This window comes from Streptomyces sp. NPDC031670, from assembly GCF_055580545.1.
The window spans coordinates 626,974-645,816 of record NZ_JBVILC010000001.1; the positions used below are offsets into that span (position 1 = coordinate 626,974).

The 18,843-nt window shown below is 73.9% G+C and carries 16 protein-coding genes; 8 read left to right on the forward strand and 8 right to left on the reverse strand.

The features are described from left to right. Positions 1-374 precede the first annotated feature (374 nt). Both ACZ5ID_RS02800 and ACZ5ID_RS02805 read left to right on the forward strand, forming a co-directional pair. Positions 375-1,733, forward strand: a complete 1,359-nt coding sequence (locus ACZ5ID_RS02800; protein WP_468892777.1) for a DUF6777 domain-containing protein — start codon at positions 375-377, stop codon at positions 1,731-1,733. Positions 1,734-1,959: 226 nt separating this feature from the next. Further along, positions 1,960-3,858, forward strand: coding sequence for an ABC transporter ATP-binding protein (locus ACZ5ID_RS02805; protein ID WP_468892778.1), 1,899 nt, complete (start codon positions 1,960-1,962; stop codon positions 3,856-3,858). Here ACZ5ID_RS02805 and ACZ5ID_RS02810 read toward each other — a convergent pair. Both ACZ5ID_RS02810 and ACZ5ID_RS02815 read right to left on the reverse strand, forming a co-directional pair. After that, complete coding sequence (locus ACZ5ID_RS02810) at positions 3,824-4,423, reverse strand: hypothetical protein (protein ID WP_468892780.1); 600 nt, start codon at positions 4,421-4,423, stop codon at positions 3,824-3,826. The two genes, ACZ5ID_RS02805 and ACZ5ID_RS02810, sit on opposite strands and share 35 nt — an antisense overlap. A 241-nt stretch (positions 4,424-4,664) precedes the next feature. Further along, a complete protein-coding gene (locus tag ACZ5ID_RS02815; protein WP_468892781.1) occupies positions 4,665-6,188 on the reverse strand; it encodes an MFS transporter in 1,524 nt (507 codons plus the stop codon). 158 nt (positions 6,189-6,346) lie between these two features. Here ACZ5ID_RS02815 and ACZ5ID_RS02820 point away from each other — a divergent pair, with 158 nt between their 5' ends. From ACZ5ID_RS02820 to ACZ5ID_RS02835, 4 genes are all read left to right on the forward strand, one after another. After that, a complete protein-coding gene (locus ACZ5ID_RS02820) occupies positions 6,347-6,796 on the forward strand; it encodes a MarR family winged helix-turn-helix transcriptional regulator (protein ID WP_468892783.1) in 450 nt (149 codons plus the stop codon). A 170-nt stretch (positions 6,797-6,966) separates the two neighbouring features. After that, the gene (locus ACZ5ID_RS02825) at positions 6,967-7,854 is read left to right on the forward strand and encodes an SDR family oxidoreductase (RefSeq protein WP_468892784.1); all 888 of its coding nucleotides are present in this window, start codon (positions 6,967-6,969) and stop codon (positions 7,852-7,854) included. Beyond that, positions 7,851-8,132, forward strand: a complete 282-nt coding sequence (locus ACZ5ID_RS02830) for a nuclear transport factor 2 family protein (protein ID WP_468892786.1) — start codon at positions 7,851-7,853, stop codon at positions 8,130-8,132. Before ACZ5ID_RS02825 ends, ACZ5ID_RS02830 begins: the two co-directional genes overlap by 4 nt. 167 nt (positions 8,133-8,299) lie before the next feature. Beyond that, complete coding sequence (locus ACZ5ID_RS02835) at positions 8,300-9,667, forward strand: MFS transporter (RefSeq protein ID WP_468892788.1); 1,368 nt, start codon at positions 8,300-8,302, stop codon at positions 9,665-9,667. Here ACZ5ID_RS02835 and ACZ5ID_RS02840 read toward each other — a convergent pair. From ACZ5ID_RS02840 to lnt, 4 genes are all read right to left on the reverse strand, one after another. Next, the gene (locus ACZ5ID_RS02840) at positions 9,657-11,573 is read right to left on the reverse strand and encodes a helix-turn-helix domain-containing protein (protein WP_468892789.1); all 1,917 of its coding nucleotides are present in this window, start codon (positions 11,571-11,573) and stop codon (positions 9,657-9,659) included. The two genes, ACZ5ID_RS02835 and ACZ5ID_RS02840, sit on opposite strands and share 11 nt — an antisense overlap. Positions 11,574-11,702: 129 nt before the next feature. Next, complete coding sequence (locus ACZ5ID_RS02845) at positions 11,703-12,506, reverse strand: 3-hydroxybutyrate dehydrogenase (RefSeq protein ID WP_468892790.1); 804 nt, start codon at positions 12,504-12,506, stop codon at positions 11,703-11,705. Between the two features lie 55 nt (positions 12,507-12,561). Continuing rightward, entirely contained in the window at positions 12,562-13,041 is a 480-nt protein-coding gene (locus tag ACZ5ID_RS02850) for an NUDIX hydrolase (RefSeq protein WP_468892792.1), read from the reverse strand. Between the two features lie 2 nt (positions 13,042-13,043). Beyond that, a complete protein-coding gene (gene lnt / locus ACZ5ID_RS02855) occupies positions 13,044-14,684 on the reverse strand; it encodes an apolipoprotein N-acyltransferase (protein WP_468892794.1) in 1,641 nt (546 codons plus the stop codon). A gap of 223 nt (positions 14,685-14,907) precedes the next feature. Between lnt and ACZ5ID_RS02860 the strand changes: the two genes are divergently transcribed. Continuing rightward, positions 14,908-15,969: an O-antigen ligase family protein gene (locus tag ACZ5ID_RS02860; RefSeq protein WP_468892796.1), complete on the forward strand. Its 1,062-nt coding sequence runs from the start codon at positions 14,908-14,910 to the stop codon at positions 15,967-15,969. A 199-nt stretch (positions 15,970-16,168) separates the two neighbouring features. Here the strand turns inward: ACZ5ID_RS02860 and ACZ5ID_RS02865 are convergent, their stop codons facing one another. After that, positions 16,169-16,753, reverse strand: coding sequence for a hypothetical protein (locus ACZ5ID_RS02865; RefSeq protein WP_468892798.1), 585 nt, complete (start codon positions 16,751-16,753; stop codon positions 16,169-16,171). Positions 16,754-16,819: 66 nt separating this feature from the next. Continuing rightward, the gene (locus ACZ5ID_RS02870; protein ID WP_468892800.1) at positions 16,820-17,605 is read right to left on the reverse strand and encodes a glutamate racemase; all 786 of its coding nucleotides are present in this window, start codon (positions 17,603-17,605) and stop codon (positions 16,820-16,822) included. 58 nt (positions 17,606-17,663) lie between these two features. Between ACZ5ID_RS02870 and ACZ5ID_RS02875 the strand changes: the two genes are divergently transcribed. Continuing rightward, positions 17,664-18,839 (forward strand): glycosyltransferase, encoded by a 1,176-nt coding sequence (locus ACZ5ID_RS02875; RefSeq protein WP_468892801.1) that lies wholly within the window; start codon positions 17,664-17,666, stop codon positions 18,837-18,839. Positions 18,840-18,843 lie beyond the last annotated feature (4 nt).

Sequence of the window (18,843 nt, forward strand, 5' to 3'; positions counted from 1 at the left end):
GCGATCAGACCGGTCAGCACCGCCACGAGGGCCTCGACCCAGCCGTGGCGCGCGCGTCCCCGCACGGAGGACGAATCGGGCTGTTTGTCCTGGCTCACGCCTGTCACGCTAAGCAGCGCCGGGCCGGTCCGCCCCTCATGGGGGGCCGACCGCGTCAGCTTGCGGGTCCGCCGGGCCCCGGGCACACAATGGGCGGGTCGAGGACATACCGGACGCCTCGCGCGCACAGCGCGAGGGACGAGCCGGGCCGCCCGGCCGTGTACCGCCGTACCCACCGTGCTGCGACGGCGCCCGGTCCCGGGGGGATGCCTCGGCCCAGACCCCGCACCGAACGCCCCGCACCCCGCGGGACCCCAACGCCGGGAGAAGAGCTCGTGAGCGTCGAACCTCCCCCGTCCGGCCCACCCACCGGCCCCCCGTCCGGCCCCCTTTCGGGCCCCTCCCGCCCCGGCCCGCCGACGGGCCCGCCGAGCGGCGGCGACCAGGGCGGTACGGGCCGGGGCGGCGGCGGGGGCGGCGACCGCGGAAGCGGGGGCGGCCACGACGAGACGATCGCGGTCGGGACGGGCACGGGCGGCGGACCGTACGGCCCCAGGGGTCCTGGCGGCGGAGGCGGCTCGGGCGGCGGGGACGACTCCGGGCGCGGCAGCGGCCCCCCGTCCGGACCCGGCGGACCCGGCGGAGGGTCCGGCGACGGTGCCACCCCGGCCCGCAAGGGCGGCCCCGACCGTCCCTGGTGGCGTTCGGCCCCCCGGGTCGCCCTCACGACCGGCGTGATCGTGGCCGCCGTGGCGCTGATCATCGTCTTCACCCGCCCCGACGGCTCGTCCGGGAAGAAGGACGCCGGCGGCGAGGTGTTCCTCCAGGCGGCGGGGAAGGACGGGCCGCGGCCCTTCACCCCGTCGAGCGCGCGCTACAGCTCGCCGCCCCCGTCCCCGCCGTCCCTGCCCAGCGCGTCGGCGCCGACGTCCGCCAATGTGACGCGCGGCGTGGACGGTTCGGCCCCCGGTCTGTACGGGGGTACCCGCAACAGGGCCAGCTGCGACGTGGAGAAGCAGATCGGCGCGCTGGCGGCGGAACCGGCGAAGAACAAGGCGTTCGCGTCCGTCCTCGGCATCGCGCCCGACGGCGTGCCGTCATATCTGCGCGCCCTCACCCCCGTACAGCTCCGTGTCGACACCCGGGTGACCAACCACGGTTACGAGAACGGCTCCGCCACTTCCTACCAGGCCGTCCTTCAGGCCGGTACGGCCGTGCTGGTGGACGACCGGGGCGTGCCGAGGGTGCGCTGCGCCTGCGGGAACCCGCTGATGCCGCCGGTCGCCCAGCGGGGCACGCCCAAGCCCACCGGCGACGCCTGGCCCGCCTACCGGCCGTCGAACGTGGCCGTCGTCGCGCCCGCCGCCCGCCCGGTCCACACGTTCGTCATGTTCGACCCGGACCACGAGGAGTGGTTCTCGCGGCCCCAGGGCGACACGGGCGGGAGCGACCGGAAGACCCCACCGCCGAGCACGTCGATGCCCTACGGCTCGTCGCCCACGAACTGCGCGTCGCCGTACGCCGGTTCATCCGCGCCGGCGTCCTGCGCCCCCTCGCCCGCCAGTGCCTCCGGGTCCGCGCGACCGCAGGCCCCCGCCTCGCGGCCCCCGACGACCTCGGCCCCCGCTCCGGGCAACTCGACCCCGTACACCCCGGTGACGAGCGCCCCGGCCTCGGCCCCGGGCGGTTACTGAGCACCGATTCGAACTACGTCTGACGGGCGCCTTGCCACGGAGCCCGAACGTTCCTCCCGCACCGTCGAACGATTTCTCGACGAGTCGGCCGTTACGCCGCGCTGATCAGCAGCGTTGTTGCTTGCGTCAGGTCCGTAAGCACCGTCCGAGGAGTCGCCGTGGATGCCCGTGGTCATGCCGTAGACGTTCATCCGGTGTTCGATCAGACGCATACGGGGAGGCGGGCATGAGCGGTGAGACCGCGCCCTCGGCGCCACCTCTCCAACCGCCCCCGGTTCCGCCGCCCCCGCCCGCGGAGATCACGTTCTCGGGGCACTACGGGAAGAACCCGCTGGGCGGGGCCTCGTTCCGGCAGATGTGCGGGCGGCTGCCGTCCGTGCTGGGGCAGACCTGCCGGATGGCGTGGCGGATCGACCGGACCTCCGTCCTGCTGCTGCTGGTCTGCCAGGTGGTGACCGGGGTCGCGGCGGCGGTGCTGCTGGGCGCCACGGCCCGCGCCATGGCGCCGATCCTGGGCGGGGGCCGGGCGGCCGACCGGATCGACGCGGCGTTACCGGCGCTGGTGGTGATCGCCGTCGCGGCCGGCGTCGCGCGCGTGACCGCCGCGCTCGCGTCGTACGCGGAGGGCAGGATCACCCCGCCGCTGACGACGGCGGCCGACGCCGACCTGGTCGAGGCGGTGTGCCGGGTGGAGGCCGCCGCGTACGGCCAGGAGGGGTTCGCGGACCGCCAGGAGGCGGCCGAGATGGGGGTGATGCGCACCAATCTGATGGTGCGCGACGCGGAGCAGTTCATGGCGGCGGTGATCCGTATGGTCGCGGCGGCGGGTGTCCTCGCGGTGCTGCACCCCCTGATGCTCGCCCTGCTCCTGCTGGCGGTGCTGCCCGCCGGGACGGGCGCCGTGATGTCGGCGCGCGTCGACTACGAGACGCACTACGCCAATGTGGGCGACCGCAATGTGCGCGGGATGATGCGCTGGTGGGTGACCACGCCGAAGCTCGCGGACGAGGTGCGGGCCAACGGTATGACCGCCTATCTGATGTTCTGGTACCGCTCCCTGTCCGAGCGCATCGACCGGCGCACACTCGCGATGGCGCCCCGGCTGCTGCGGATCGACCTGGTCACCTCGGCGCTGGGGGGCGCCTTCCTCCTCGCCACCTGGGCCACCCTGGCGTGGCTCGCCGTCACCGGCCGGGTCGAGCTGGGGGTGGCGGCGACGGCGGTGGTCGCGGTGCGGAGCTCGCTGGGCGCCCTGTCGCAGGTCGTCGCCAACGGGGCAGCGATGTTCCACACCAGTCTGTACCTGGCCGACATGCGCGCGTTCCTCGACTTCGCGGCCGAACGCGCCCCGAGACGGGGCGCGTTGACCGCTCCGGAGCAACCGGAGGAGATCCGGCTCGACGAGGTCGTCTACCAGTACCCCAACAAGGAGGCCCCGGCCGTGGACCGCGTCTCGCTCACCCTGCGCCGGGGCGAGGTCGTCGCGGTCGTCGGCGAGAACGGCTCGGGCAAGTCCACCCTCACCCGTCTGATCACCGGTCTCTATCTGCCCGACAAGGGCCGGGTGGTCTGGGACGGTGTCGACCTGGCCACGGCCGACCCCGAGACGGTCTGGCGGCGCACCGGTCTGGTCCCGCAGTTCTTCGGGCAGTGGCCGCTGGCCGTACGGGAGAACGTCACCCTGGGCCAGCCGCGCACCCACCACGACGCCCCGGTGTGGGACGCGGTGGACGCGGTGGGGATGCGCACGGCCGTGGAGGAGCTGCCGCACGGGCTCGACACGCTGCTGGCCCGGGAGCTGTGGGGCGGCAGTGAACTCTCCGGCGGCCAGTGGCAGCGCCTGGCCTGTTCCCGCGCGCTCTACCGCCGGCCGCCGGTGCTGATCCTGGACGAGCCGACGTCGGAGATGGACGCGCGCGGCGAGCACCGGATGTTCACGGTCCTCAAGGAAATGGCCCGCGACCGCATCACGATCGTCGTCACCCACCGCATCGAGAACACCCGTACGGCGGACCGGATCGTGGTGATGGAGCGGGGCCGCATCACCGAACAGGGCACCTTCGACGACCTGTTGCACTCGGGAGGCCTGTTCAGCGAGCTGCACGCGCTGTCGCAGGACCGCTAGGACGGTGGGCGGGGCCCGCCCCTCGGTCCCGGGGGCCGTCGGGCGGGTCCGGGGGCTGCCGGGCGAGCCTCCCGGTACCTCCCCGGCCGCGGTCCGGGAGCGGGCCGGGGCGCTGCTGAGCGGCAACAGTATGCGCACGGAGGAGCCAGCCGCCCGGTGCGGCCACGGCACTGCCGCCGGGCACGAGCGCCCCTACGACCAGCGCGACGGGGCCGTCCGCCCAGACGGTCCGCTGTCCCTCCTCGGGCAGGAAGCCCGCCATCCGCGAGAGCGTCGCCGTGACGGAGGCGCACCACCCGGCGGACGGATCCTCCCGCGCGATCCGCGCCTCCGCTTCGAGGCAGGGCAGGAAACCGCCTTCGGCACCGCCCCAGCGGGCGGCGACGAAGTGGCGCGCGAAACCCGCGCCGCGCAGCGCTTCGTGGACCTTGGGGTGCAGTTGCCGGTCCCGGTCGCCTTCGCGGGCGTGTTCGGCGGCCAGGGGCACCACCTCGTCCGGGCGGAGCGAGCCGGTCTGCGGCCAACCGGGCTTGTCGGTCATCGGGTTGGAGATAGTTTCGGACAACGGGGCTCCCCTCGGGAGTGTCGCGGCACGGCCCCGCGACGGACGAAGGGCCCGAGCGTCGGCCGTAGAGGTCGAAAGTGCCTTGACGAGCGCTCGACAGCCGCCGGTCGGCCCGGCCGGTCCGCCTCCGCCCATGGCGCGCGGACGCACAACGGTCTCCCCGGCCGATGGAGGGCGGCCGGGGAGACCGGACGGACCGCGTGCGGGGGATGCCGCGGGCCGCGTTCTGTGGGGTGCGGTGTCAGTCCGACGCCGGTGGCGCGGTCACGCGCCGCGGTTCGGCGGGGGCCGTCTCACCCTGCGGGTCGGCCTGTTGTGGGGCCTTGGGGGCGGACGCGGGCCCGAACACGAGGCGGCCGGGCGGCAGGATGAACGCGGCCGGCGCGGCCAGCACCCACAGGATCACCACGGTCACCAGACCGGCCACGGCCGCGTCCACGGGGTCGCCGTTGTCGTCGAGGTGCCCGAAGAACACGGTGCCGACGACGGCGATGCCGGTCGCGACGCCGATCTGGATCGCCGTGTTCACGAGTGCAGCGGCGGCTCCCGCGTGCCGGCCCGGGGTCTTGGCCAGGACCGTGGTGACGAGTACGCCCGAGGTCATGGAGACCCCGAGACCGGCCAGCAGGAGTCCGGGCAGGATCTGCCAGGAGTGCAGTCCGGTCCCGTACCGCTGGAACGCCGAGAGGACCAGGCCCATGCCGCCCGCCGCGATCAGTGAGCCGACCGCCGCGACCGGCCTGCCGAACTGCCGGATCTTGGGCGCGAAGGGCGTGAACAGACCGACGCCGACCGCGAAGGGCACCATGCTCAGGGCGGTGTGCAGCGGCGAGTAGCCCAGCCCGCTCTGGAGATGGACGGTGATCACCAGGGTGTAGCCGGTGCCGGCGAAGAACAGCACGGCGGCCAGCAGCCCGCCCAAGGGGGCGCGTTCGCGCAGGAGTTGGGGGTCGATCAGCGGGGCATGGCCGCGGCGGGTGACACCTCTTTCGTACCACGCGAAGACCCACAGCAGCGCCGGGCAGGCCGCCATCAGGGCGAAGCTCCACCAGGGCCAGCCCAGGGTGCGGCCCTCGACGAGGGGATAGAGCAGGGCCAGGACGGCTGCCGTGGCGATGGCCAGACCCGGGATGTCGGTGGTGGCCGCGTGCTCGGCCCGCGAGTCACGGCACAGGTAGTGCGTGGCGATCAGCGCGGCGATGCCGATGGGGACGTTGACGAAGAAGATCGGCCGCCAGCCGAGGCCGAAGAGGTCGGCGTTGAGCAGCAGGCCGCCGATCAGCGGGCCGCCGACGCCTCCGATGGAGAAGTTGAGGCCGAAGATCGCCGCCGCCTTGGACTGCTCGGCGGGCGGGAACTCCACACGCAGCATGGCGAGCACCTGGGGCACCATCAGGGCGGCGGAGGCTCCCTGGGCGATCCGGGCGGCCACCAGCATCTCGGGGTTGACCGCGAGGCCGGTGAGCGCGGAGGTGACGGTGAAGGCCACCAGGCCGAGCTGGAAGACGCGCAGTCGGCCGTACCGGTCACCGAGGCGGGAGGCGGTGATCATCCCGGAGGCGAAGGCGAGCACATACCCGGCGATGGACCATTCGAGCTGGGTGCTCGACGCGCGCAGTTCCCCCCTCAGCGAGGGCAGCGCCACATTGATCACGGTGGTGTCCACCAGATCCATGAAGACCGCCGACAGCGTGACGACGAACGCCGCCCACCGCCGGGGATTGAACTCGGGTGCGGCGGTGGTGGGAGGCGAGGCTAAGGACATGGGCCATCCCTTCCTGAGCAGGCCCGGAGCGCACGTGTCCGGTAGGGTGGACGAGCAAAGAGAGAGTTTGCTTTGAAAGCAAAGCTATAAGGGGGGTCGGCGGGATGTCAACGGAGCGCGAGGCGGAGCGAAAGCGGCAGGCCGCCCGGGAGACCGGGATGAGCAGGGACGACGCGATCCGGGCCATGCTCGTGCTGATGCCGCGTGTCGCGCAGCGGCTGAAGCGCACCACCGTCCCCGAGCAACTCCGCTCGATGAACCTCGCCCCGCGCCACCTCTCCCTCCTCTCCCACCTCGTCTTCGACGGCCCGGCCCTCGTCAACGAACTCGCGGCCCGCCTGGAGGTCGCCCCCACCACGGTGAGCCTGATGGTCGCGGACCTGAACCGTCAGGGCGTCGTCGAGCGCCGGGCCGACCCCTCCGACCGGCGGCGCACGATCGTCTCCCTCACCGAGGACCCGGAGACCCGCGAGGCCATCAACAGCTGGCTCGCACGCGGCGCCGACGCCTGGGAGAAGGCCCTGGACCCGCTCACCCCGCAGGAGCGGGCCATGTTCGTGCGCACCATGGAGGCGTACGAGAGCGGAGCCTCCGGCGCGACGGAGTAGGACCCGGCCCCCGCCCCCGACCGAGCCCCCCTCCGGCAGGTCCGGCCGGGGCCGGCTCCGGTACGGCCGGGTCGGCGGCCGAGCCGTGCTGGAGCGGGATTCGAGCCCCCGCCTCTGAGCTGTGCGCGGGATCGGGCATCCGGCCCGGTCCCGCGACCGCCGGAGGGCACATGGGGCACGGAGTACTGGTCACCGGGGCCACCGGGACGGTGGACCGCCATCTCGTGGGGCGGCTGCTCGCGCACGGCGTCAGGGTCCGCGCCCTGTGCCGCGACCCCGCACGCGCGGCGGCTCTGCTGCCCGAGGGCGCGGAGATCGCGGGCGGCGACCTGACCGACAGCGCCACGCTCGAACCGGCGTTGCGGGGGGTGGACGCCGCCTTCGTCCTGCGCGCCGAGGACGCGGGCGCGGCGTTCGCCCTGGCAGCACAGCGCGCGCCGGGACTGCGCCGGCTCGTCGCGCTCTCCGCCGACGCGCCCCGGGGACCGGGCTTCGACAACCCGCTGTTCGTCAAGCACGTACAGGGAGAAGCCCGCCTGCGGGCCACGGGCGTGCCGCTCACCGTGCTGCGGCCGGGGCCGTTCGCCTCGCTGGCCCTGCAGTGGGTGCCCGCCCTCGCCGCGGGTGACGTGGTGGGCGTCGTCCACCCGGACCTCGCGGTGCCGGTGATCGACCCGCGCGACATCGCCGAGGTCGCGGCCACCGTACTGCTCGGGCCCGAGCCCTCCGGCGTGCGGATCCTGCCGCTCTCCGGGCCCCAGGCCCTAGACGTCCACGCGCGCGTCCGGGTACTGGGCGAGGTGCTCGGCCGCGAGCTGAAGGTGGCACGGATCGCGGAGGAGCAGTGGGTGCGCCTGGCGGCCGGACGGCTCCCGGAGGCCTATGCCCGGCAACTCCTGGAGGTGGAGCGCTACTTGATTGAACGGCAGCTTCCCGTCGTGGCGAGCGTACGGGAGATCACCGGATCGACGCCCCGGTCCTTCCGCACCTGGGTCCGGGACCACTTGGCAGCATTCGGTGCCCCCGACCGGGCGCGGTCATTCGAGGAGGCATCGTGAACACCGCGGTACACGGCACCGACACCACGGCGACGGCAGCGACCGGCGACTCCGCCCGCTCCGGGCTCTACGCCGAGGTCCAGCTCTTCTACGCCCGCCAGGCCCACCTCCTCGACGCCGTCCGGGCCGAGCCCTTCGCCCGGACCTTCACCCAGGACGGTGTGTTCGCCCACTCCCCCGGTATCCCCCCGGCGCGCGGGCACGCGGGCATCGCGCGGGAGACGATGAGCTCGTCCGGGGACGGCCCTGGCGCCCAAATCGGCCGACCACCCCCGTGACGGGCAGGCACACTCCCCGCCCGGACGTCTGCGGCCCCACCCCCATGGTGCCCGCGCGCACTCCCCCACCCAGAACTATGGTGCCCCACCACATACGCCCCTGACCTGCGCGTTCCTACGGTATGGCCACACCCAACCGTCCCCGCGAACGCCAGGAAGTGGTGCTGATGTCCTCCCCCTCGGCCTCTCCCCCAGCCCGCTCCAACCTCCCCCGCATCGTCGCCGCCAGCCTCATCGGCACCACCATCGAGTGGTACGACTTCTTCCTGTACGGGTCGGCCGCCGCGCTCGTCTTCAACAAGCTGTTCTTTCCCGGTTCCGACCCGCTCGTCGGCACGCTGCTCTCGTTCCTGACGTATGCCGTCGGCTTCGCCGCCCGGCCGCTTGGCGCGCTGGTCTTCGGGCACTTCGGGGACCGGGTCGGGCGCAAGAAGCTGCTCGTGCTGAGTCTGCTCATGATGGGCGGCGCGACCTTCTCCATCGGGCTGCTGCCGACGCACGCCACCGTGGGCTCCGCCGCTCCCGTGCTGCTGACCGCGCTGCGGCTGGTGCAGGGGTTCGCGCTCGGCGGGGAGTGGGGCGGGGCCGTCCTGCTGGTGTCGGAGCACGGGGACGCGCGGCGGCGCGGGTTCTGGGCGTCCTGGCCGCAGACCGGGGCGCCCGCCGGGCAGTTGCTCGCCACCGGGGTGCTCTCGGCGCTCACCGCCCTGCTCTCCGACGACGCCTTCCTCTCCTGGGGCTGGCGGGTGCCGTTCCTGCTGTCGGGCGTGCTGGTGCTCGTCGGTCTGTGGATACGGCTCTCGGTCGATGAATCCCCCCTGTTCAAGGCCGCGTTGGCGCGCGCCGAGGCGCGGCGGGCCGCCGAGCCGGACCGGGTGGCGGAGAAGCTGCCGCTCGTCGCCGTGCTGCGCGACCACTGGCGCGACGTGCTGGTCGCGATGGGCGCGCGGATGGCGGAGAACATCAGCTACTACGTGATCACCGCGTTCATCCTCGTGTACGCGACGACCTCGGCAGGGATGGCCAAGCAGACCGCGCTCAACGCCGTACTGATCGCCTCCGCCGTCCACTTCGCGGTGATCCCCGCCTGGGGCGCGCTCTCCGACCGGGTGGGGCGCCGGCCCGTCTACCTGATCGGCGCGGTGGGTGTGGGTGCCTGGATGTTCCCCTTCTTCTCGCTGATCGACACGGGCGACTTCGGCAACCTCGTCCTCGCGGTCACCGTCGGGCTCTTCTTCCACGGCGCCATGTACGCACCCCAGGCCGCCTTCTTCACCGAGATGTTCGCGACCCGGATGCGCTACTCGGGGGCCTCGATCGGCGCGCAGTTCGCCTCGGTGGCGGCCGGTGCGCCCGCCCCGCTGATCGCCACCGCGCTCCTGAAGGACTACGACAGCTCCACCCCCATCGCCCTCTATGTGATCGCGGCGGCCCTCCTCACGGTGATCGCGCTGGTCTGTGCCCAGGAGACGCGCCACCGCGACCTGGCGGAGGACGACGCCGAGAGCCGCTCCGAGGACTCCGTCAGCGTCTGACGGCCGACGACATCAGATGGAGCCGCAGCGCCAACTGGATCTCCAGCGCTCGGGCCGGACACTGCCAGTCCGGCCCGAGCAGCCTGCCTATCCGCTCCAGCCGCTGCGCCACGGTGTTCACATGGACGTGCAGGTCGTCCTTGGTACGCGCCGGGCTCATCCCGCTCGCGAAGTACGCGTCGAGGGTGCGCACCAGGTCGGTGCCGCGTTTCGCGTCGTACGCCACGACCGCGCCGAGTGTCCGGTCGACGAAGCCCTCGATGTCCCGGGTGTCCGCGAGGAGCAGGCCGAGGAAGCCGAGGTCCTGGGCAGCCGCTCCCTCGCCCGGTCGGCCGAGCAGTCGCAGCGCTTCCAGACAGCGGCGCGCCTCCGCGTACGCCTCCGCTGTCGCGCCGGGGCGGGCCGCCGGGGCCTCTACGGGGGCCGAGGCGCCCACGGTGACCCGTTCGCGCAGAGCGCCGCCGAGTTGCCTGGCGACCTGCCGGGCGGCCTCGGCCGGGGTGTCGGCCGGGCCCAGCGGGAGCAGCAGCACCGTGCCGCCGTCGCGGGTCGCGGCCAGGCCGTGCCGGGTCGCCGCCAGATGCGCGGCGGCCGATCCCATCCGCTGCCGATCGGCGGTGCGCCGCTCGGCGGTGCCGTCCTCGGGGCTCTCGATCCGGGCGGCGAGGACCACATGCGGCGCGTCCAGGTCGGCCCGCAGCCGGGCGGCACGGTCGCGCAGCAGCCGGGGGTCGCGGCCCGGCGCGTCGAGCAGGTCGTCCAGGAGCTCGCCGCGCACGCGCTGTTCGGCCTCGCCGGCCGAGCGCCGGGCGAGCAGCAGCAGTGAGGTGACCATGGCGGCCCGCTCCAGGGTGCGCCGGTCCACCGGGTCGAGCGCCGGGTGGCCGCGCAGCACCAGCGCGCCCAGCACCTCGTTGCCCGCCGCGACCGTGGCCACCCAGTCCCTTCCGTTCCGGACCGCGTGGCCGTCCGTACCGCTCAGGTCGAGGGCGGCGAACGCGGCCGAGTCGGGCTCGGCGAACTCGACCGTGCCGTCGAGGACTTCGGAGACCGCGCTCGCCACGTCGTGCACCCCGCCGCCGCGCAGCACCAGTTCGGTGAGCCGGTCGTGGACCTCGGAGGCGCGCTCCAGGACCGCGCTGTGGTCGCGGATGATCTCGTTGGCGCGCTCCAGCTCGGCCAGCGCCGAGCGGGTCTCGGCGAGCAGATTGGCGGTGTCGATGGCGACGGCGGCGTGCGCCGCGAAGGAGCCCAGCAGGGCGATCTCCTCGCGCGCGAAGACGCGGCTGTGCCGGTCGGCGGCGAACAGCACACCGATGACGCTGCTGCCGAGCGTCAGCGGCACGCCCAGGATCGCGACCAGTCCCTCGTCGCGCACCCCCGTGTCGATGGTCCGGGTGTGGCGGAAGCGCTCGTCGTCGAAGTAGCTGGACGTCACATACGGCCGGGCGGTCTGGGCGACGAGACCGCCGAGGCCCTCGCCCATGCCGAGCCGCAGCTGCTGGAAGCGGGCGGCCACCGATCCCTCGGTGACCCGCATATACGTGTCGCCCGCCACCGGGTCGTTGAGGCTGAGGTAGGCGACCTCGGTGCCCAGCAGGGATCGCGCGCGCTGCACGATCGCGCGCAGCACCGCGTCCAGATCGCGCAGGCCCGCCAAGTCGTGGGCGGTCTCGAAGAGGGCGGACAGCTCGGCCTCGCGGCGCCTTCTGCCCTCCAGGTCGGCGCGGACCCGCAGGGCGAGCTGCCGGGCGGACTCCAGGGCGGCCAGCGCCCCGGGTCCGGCCCCGTCGGCGCGGGCCAGCAGCGCGGGCCGGTCGTACGCCTCGGCCGCCGCGCCGCGCGCCAGAAGCTCCAGGTAGGGAGCCTCCGCATAATCGGTGGACTGCGGGTGATCGTGGGACATGTTCACAGGGATACCTGCCGTACGGACGGCCGCGCCAGCCCTGTGGACAACTCTTGGCAGGCGCCGGTCAAGAGGCGGAGGGGCGGTGGTGGCGCGGCGGCGGACCGTGCCGGAGCGCACCGGCGGGCGTCAGTGCGCGGTCCAGCCGCCGTCCAGGGCGAGCGAGGTGCCGGTGATGAAGGAGGCCTGGGGGGTGCAGAGGTAGGCGACGGCCTCGGCCACCTCGGACGGCTCGACCAGCCGTTTGAGCGCCGAGTCCTTGAGCAGCACCTCGGCCAGGACGCGTTCCCGCGGGATGCCGTGGGCAGCCGCCTGGTCGGCGATCTGCCGCTCGACGAGCGGGGTGCGGACGTAGCCGGGGCTGACGCAGTTGGAGGTGACGCCGTGCGGGGCGCCCTCCAGAGCGGCGGTCTTGGAGAGCCCTTCGAGGCCGTGCTTGGCCGCGACGTAGGCCGACTTGTACGCGGAGGCCCGCAGTCCGTGCACCGAGGAGATGTTGACGATCCGCCCCCAGCCCTGCCCGTACATATGCGGCAGGGAGCCTCTGATCAGCCGGAACGGCGCCTCCAGCATCACCGTGAGCACGGTGTGGAACACCTCGGGCGGGAAGTGCTCGATGGGGCGCACCAGTTGCAGCCCCGCGTTGTTCACCAGGATGTCGGTGCCGGTGGCGGCCTGCTCGGCGGCTTCGAGATCGGTGAGGTCCAGGACCAGTGGCTCGATCGAGCCGGCGAGGCCCGCGCCCTGTGCGGCCAGGGCGTCGAGGCCCTCGGCGTCCCGGTCGACGGCCCTCACCTTGGCGCCGGCGGTCACCAGGCGCAGCGCGCAGGCCCGGCCGATGCCGCCGGCGGCCCCGGTGACCAGGGCGGTACGGCCGCCCAGGTCGAGGTCGATGGACGCGGGGACGGGACCAGGTGTGGTGGGCGTGGTCATGCTGTCGACCCTAGGCAGGGTGACTGCCCCCACCCATGTGGTCCGAGCCCATACTTCAGCGCTCGGTCGTAGGCGCGAACCATGTGGGGTCATCGGTCATGGCCTGTTTGATCCGGAACAGCGCGAACTCATCCAGCTCCGGCAGCGCGTCGACCGGGAACCAGCCGACCTGCAGGGACTCGTCGTCGTTGACCCGCGCCTCGCCGCCGACGGCCCGGCACCGGAAGCAGATGTCCATGAACTGACACCGGTCGCTGTTGGGATAGGTGACCGGCGGCAGCGCGTCCACCAGGACGACCTTCTCCACCACGCACCGCACGGCGGCCTCTTCGTAGACCTCGCGCACGGCCGTCTCGGCGGGCTGCTCGCCCGGTTCCGGTATACCGCCGATGATGGACCACTCACCGGTGTCGACGCGCCGGCCGAGCAGCACCCGGCCCTCGTCGTCGAAGACGACCACGCTGACCCCGGGCAGGAACAGCAGCTGATGGCCGGCCGAGGCCCGGATCTCGCGGATGAAGTCTGGTGTCGCCATGCCTACGACCCTAGACCCCCGCCGACATCGGTCCCCGGGGCGCGGCGCGCGCGGACCGTACGGCTCACCGCCCAGCCGAGACCTGCCGCGGCGAGCGCCACCAGGGCCCATTCGGGCGCGGTGCCGAGGCGGGTCGCAGGGGTCCGGGAGGAGCGCAGCGGCACCTTGGCCACCAACGAGTCCGGGGTGAACATCTCGGTCTTCTGGACGACTTCCCCGTCCGGCATGATCACCGCACTGACCCCGCTGGTCACCGGGACGGTGACGGTCCGGCTGTGCTCGACCGCGCGCACCCGCGACATGGCGAGCTGCTGGTACGTCATCTCGCTGCGGTCGAAGGTCGCGTTGTTGCTCGGTACGGAGATGATCTGCGCGCCATGGGTGACGGTGTCGCGCACGGCCCAGTCGAAGGCCGCCTCGTAGCAGGTGGCGATGCCGACCCGGGAGCCCGCCATGTCGAACACACCGGCCTTGGTACCGCGGCTGAAGTCCTGGCGCACCATGGAGACATAGCCGGGACTGAACTGCTTGATGAGGCCGCGCAGCGGGATGTACTCGCCGAAGGGCTGGATCTGCCGCTTGTCGTAGGTGGCTCCGGGGCCCGTCCTGGGGTCCCACAGCACCTGCTCGTTGAAGAGCTGTCCGTCGGGGCGCTCGACGACCGCGCCCACCGAGATGGGCGCGCCGATCGCCTTGGCGGCCCGGTCGATGTCGTTGTACGCCTGGGCGTCGGTGTACGGGTCGACGTCCGAGGAGTTCTCCGGCCAGAGCACGAAGTCGGGCTTGGCGGCCTTGCCCGCCCGGACCCGGTCGGCGAGGCGCAGGGTCTCGCGTATGTGGTAGTCGAGCACCGCGCGGCGCTGCTCGTTGAAGTCCAGGCCCAGGCGCGGCACGTTGCCCTGGATCACGGCGACCGTGGCGGTGCCCTTCTCGGCCGCGTCGCTGACCAGCCCGGTCGCCGCGAGCGCGGCGGCGACGGGGGCGAGCAGGGTGGCCAGGGCGACGGCCGCGGCTCCCTTGCGCACGGCGCCGGAGGCGCGCAGGCGGGATGCCTGGCGCACGCACTCGTACAGCCCGAAGCCGCACAGGACGACGGCGAAGCCGAGGACGGGGGTGCCGCCCAGGGCGGCCAGCGGCAGGAACACCCCGTCGGCCTGACCGAAGGCGAGCTTGCCCCAGGGGAAGCCGCCGAAGGGCACACGCGCGCGTGCCGCCTCGGAGGCGATCCACATGGCCGCGGCCCACACCGGTGCTCCGGGCAGCCGTGACACCACCGCCATCCCGGCACCGGCGGCGGCGACCCCGAGCGCCTCGATGGCCGCGAGGGCCAGCCAGGGGCCGGGGCCGACCTCCACGCCCGTCCAGACGAGCAGCGGCAGCAGGAAGCCGAGGCCGAAGAGGTAGCCGAGACCGAACCCGGCCTTCCAGGTGCGCCCGCGCAGACATCCGGCGAGGAGGGCGAAGGCGGGCACCGCCAGCCACCACAGCGGCCGGGGCGGGAAGCTCAGATACAGGAGCACACCGGACAGCGCGGCCGTGGCGGGCCGGACGAGCCGGTGCAGCAGGCGACGGCCGCGCGAGGCGGGGGCGGGCTGCGGTTCGAGCTGCTCTGGCTCGGCTGTGGGGGTGGTGGTCGTGCTCACCCGGCGGAGTCTACGGCCGCGAGCTGTGTCGGCGTCAGACCGGTTCGTACAGTAACCGTCCATATGCGCACGAGCACCACCGGGGAGCGCGCGCGACAGTACGTACGCGCGCGTAGGGGCTGCGGTCCGCACACGGCGCCGGAACGTTTCCGCACGATCTGTACCCAGATCGTGCCCGACACCACTACGGTGTGCGCAGTCCGTAGACGGCCGGGGGGCGGGGATGAGCGCAGCGACAGGCCGGTCCGCCGCACCCGGACGCCGGACCGGGCCGGATCTCGCCGGCGTCCTGGCACTCGGCGCCTGCGCGGGATGGTCGCTGGTCACGGCGGCCGGGCGGGAGGCCCGGCCGGAAGGCGTCCTGCTGGCGGTGCTCGCGGTGGCCGCCGGGTACGCGCTGGGCAGGATCAGCGGCAGCCTGGTGCCCGTGGCGACGGCGACCTGCGCCGCGACCACGGGCCTGTTCCTCGCCTACGCCTCCCGGGACGGCGCTCCCGGCGCCACGGTGGATCCCCTCCCCGGCCACATCGGCGTCTCCGCCGCGCTTCCGGCGCTGGCCGCCGGCGCGGCGTGCTGCGGCGCCTGGGCGGCCCGTACGGCGGCGGCCCGCCTCACGCTGCGGCTGCTGGCCGCGGGGTGCGCGGGCACGGCCCTCGCGCTCGGCTCGGCGGCGGGGTGCGCGGCGGCGCTCGGCATCCTGCTGTGCTCGCTGGCGGCGGCCCGGATGCGGCACCGGACGGTGGGTCTCGCCGGTCTCGCGGCGGTCGCCGCACTGGTGGCGATGGGTTCGGTCGCGGTGGCGGAGGACGTGCTGCCCGCCGGGCTCACCGTCTCCCTGGAGGGCCAGCTGACCCCGGAGCGCGTGCTGCTGTGGCGGGACGCGGTGGACCTGGCCGAGGAGCATCCCCTGCGGGGCACGGGCCCCGACCGGTTCGGCGGGCTGAGCCCGGTGGCGCGGCAGTCGCCGGTCGCCGCCGGCAAGCCGCACTCCGCCCTGCTCCAGCAGGCGTCCGAGCAGGGCGTGGTGGGCACGGGGCTGCTCGCGGCCACCTACGGCTGGATCCTGTACGCGCTGTGGCGCTCGCCCCGCGCCACCCCCGTCGTGCTCACGGCCGGCGCGGCGCTCACCGCGCTGGCCGCCTTCGCCTGCGTCGGCAACGCGCTGAGCTTCTCCCCGGTGACCATGGGCGCGGGCCTGCTGGCGGGCCTGGCGACCGCGCGCCCGCAGGGGGACGGTCAGCAGGAGGCGGAGCGGGATGGTGAGGTCGTGCACGCGGGCGGGTGAGGGCGTACGCGCGAACGGGTCGGGTGTGGTCGCGTACGCGCGCGTAGGTGCCGCTTTCGGGTGCGCGGTGCTGGGGGGGGTCCGCACGTGGTCCGTACGGATGGCAGCGCGGCGTAAGACAGAGCGACGGATGACAGGGCGACATACCTGCGGCATACGTACAGAAGGGGAAGCCCGGGAGTGCGCCCCCGGGGGCAGGTCAGGCCCCGGCGCGCTCGGTGGTGCCGAGGAGGCGCAGACGGGCGCGGATGACGCGGACCGCGGCCTCGGCGTCGTCCACCGTCACGGTGAAGACGCGGCCGTCCCCGAGCCGCAGCACCAGGCCCTCGCCCCGGCGTACGACCACGGCGGTGCCCTTCTCCGGGCGCCAGCGGTAGCCCCAGCCGCCCCACTGGCGCGGGGTGACACGGGGCGCGAAGTCCGCGTCCACCACCTCCGCGAGCGAGATGCGGCGGCGCGGCAGCCCGATGTGGCCGCAGCGCACTTCCAGGCAGTCGTCCTCCACCTTGACCGCCACATGGACGAACGCGAGCGTTCCGTAGATGACCAGGAGCCCGGCGGCGACACAGCCGATCACGGACATGAGCAGTGGGGCGACACCGGACGTCCAGGTGGAGTCGACGGCCAGCTCCACGCCGAGCGCCACACAGGCCGCGCCCGCCGCGGCGAGCAGCCACTGGACACGATTGGTCGCACGACCGGTCCAGATCGCCGGCTGCGGAGTGAGCGTCGGCGCACAGGGGTCGCGATCGTGCGCCGGAGGCTCGGGGGAAGGGTCCCTCATGCCTAGCAGAGTACTCAGAATCCCCTGAACCGGCAGTGACGCCACTCTCAGTGACCGGTGTCACGGTCAGCCGGAGACGGTGACCTTCTGCAGGAGCCGGCCTTCCGGATAACCGAGCGCGGTGTCCGAGAGGGTGCCCGTGCGGCCGTTGAGCAGCACGGTCAGCTCCCCGGTCGGGGCCGCGTCCGGGGCGGCCTCCATTCCGGCCCTGCGCAGCGCCTGGGCGGCGACGGCCGGGGCACTGGCGTAGAGACCGGGTGCGGCCCGACCCGGCCGGCGGACGGCCTCACGGACCCGCTCGGCGACCAGCTCGTAATGGGTGCAGCCCAGGACGACGTCCCTTACGTCCTCGGGGGTCCGCTCCGCCGCCGCGGCGATGGCCAGTTCGATGGCGGGCTCGTCGCCGTGCTCGATCGCGTCCGCGAGGCCGGGGCAGGGCACCTCGGTCACCTCGACACCGGCGGCGAACTCACGGATCAGCCCGCGCTGGTAGGGGCTGCCGGTGGTGGCCGGGGTGGCCCAGATGGCGACGGGACCGCCGTGGGCCGCGGCCGGCTTGATCGCCGGTACGGTCCCGATCACCGGGATACCCGGTTCGAGCTCGGCGCGCAGCGCCGGAAGCGCGTGCACCGAGGCGGTGTTGCAGGCCACGATCAGGACGTCCGGCCGCAACTCCGCCGCGGCGCGCGCCACGGCGAGCGCGCGGGCGGTGACGTCCTCGGGCGTACGCGGGCCCCACGGCATGCTGTCGGGGGCGGAGGAGAGGACGAGGTCGGCGTCCGGCCGCAGCCGGCGCACGGCGGCGGCTGCCGCCAGCAGGCCGATTCCGGAGTCCATGAGCGCGATCTTCACCCGGTCACCATAGTCGACCGCCCTTGCGCACCGGCTCAGGTGGTGCAGACTGCGGCGGATGAGCGCCCTCGCATGGATCGCCGCGGTGTCCCTCGTCTGCTGGCTCTGGCTGCTGCTCGGCCAGGGCTTCTTCTGGCGCACCGACCAGCGGCTGCCCGCCCGGTCCGCCCCGTCGGACTGGCCGTATGTCGCTGTCGTCGTCCCGGCCAGGGACGAGGCCCAGGTCCTGCCGCACAGTCTGCCCACGCTCCTCGCCCAGGACTATCCGGGCGAGGCGGAGATCTTCCTCGTCGACGACGGGAGTTCGGACGGCACGGGTGAGCTGGCGCGGGCGCTGGCCGCGCGCGAGGAGTGCGCGCTGCCGCTGACCGTGGTCGAGCCGGGCGAGCCGGCACCCGGCTGGACGGGGAAGCTGTGGGCGCTGCGGCAGGGCATCGCCCTGGCCCGCGCGCGCGAGCCCGAGTACCTGCTGCTCACCGACGCCGACATCGCCCATGAGCCGGACAGCCTGCGGGAGTTGGTGGCCGCGGCCCGCGCGGGCGGCCTCGACCTGGTGTCGCAGATGGCGCGGCTGCGGGTGGCGAGCGGCTGGGAGCGGCTGGTGGTGCCGGCCTTCGTCTACTTCTTCGCGCAGCTCTACCCCTTCCGCTGGATCAACAGCCCCGGCGCGCGCACGGCGGCGGCGGCCGGGGGCTGCGTCCTGCTGCGCACGGAGGCCGCGGAGCGGGCCCGCATTCCGGAGTCGGTGCGCCAGGCGGTCATCGACGACGTGTCGGTGGCGCGGGCGGTGAGCCGCTCGGGCGGACGGATCTGGCTGGGGCTGGCGGAGCGCGTCGACAGCGTGCGCCCCTATCCGCGCCTCGCCGACCTGTGGCGGATGATCGCGCGCAGCGCCTACGCCCAGCTGCGGCACAGTCCGCTCCTGCTGCTCGGCACGGTCGCGGGGCTCGCGCTCGTCTACCTGGCGCCCCCGGTCGCGGTCGTCGCCGGGGTGGTCCTGGGCGACGCGGCGGCTGGCTGGGCGGGCGGGCTGGCGTGGCTGGTGATGGCCGGGACGTATGTACCGATGCTGCGCTACTACCGCCAGTCGGCGGCGCTGGCCCCGCTGCTGCCGTTCTCCGCGTTCCTGTACCTCCTGATGACGGTGGACTCGGCCGTCCAGCACTACCGGGGGCGCGGGGCGGCGTGGAAGGGGCGCACCTATGCGCGTCCGGAGGCCGCACCCGATCAGTGAGCCG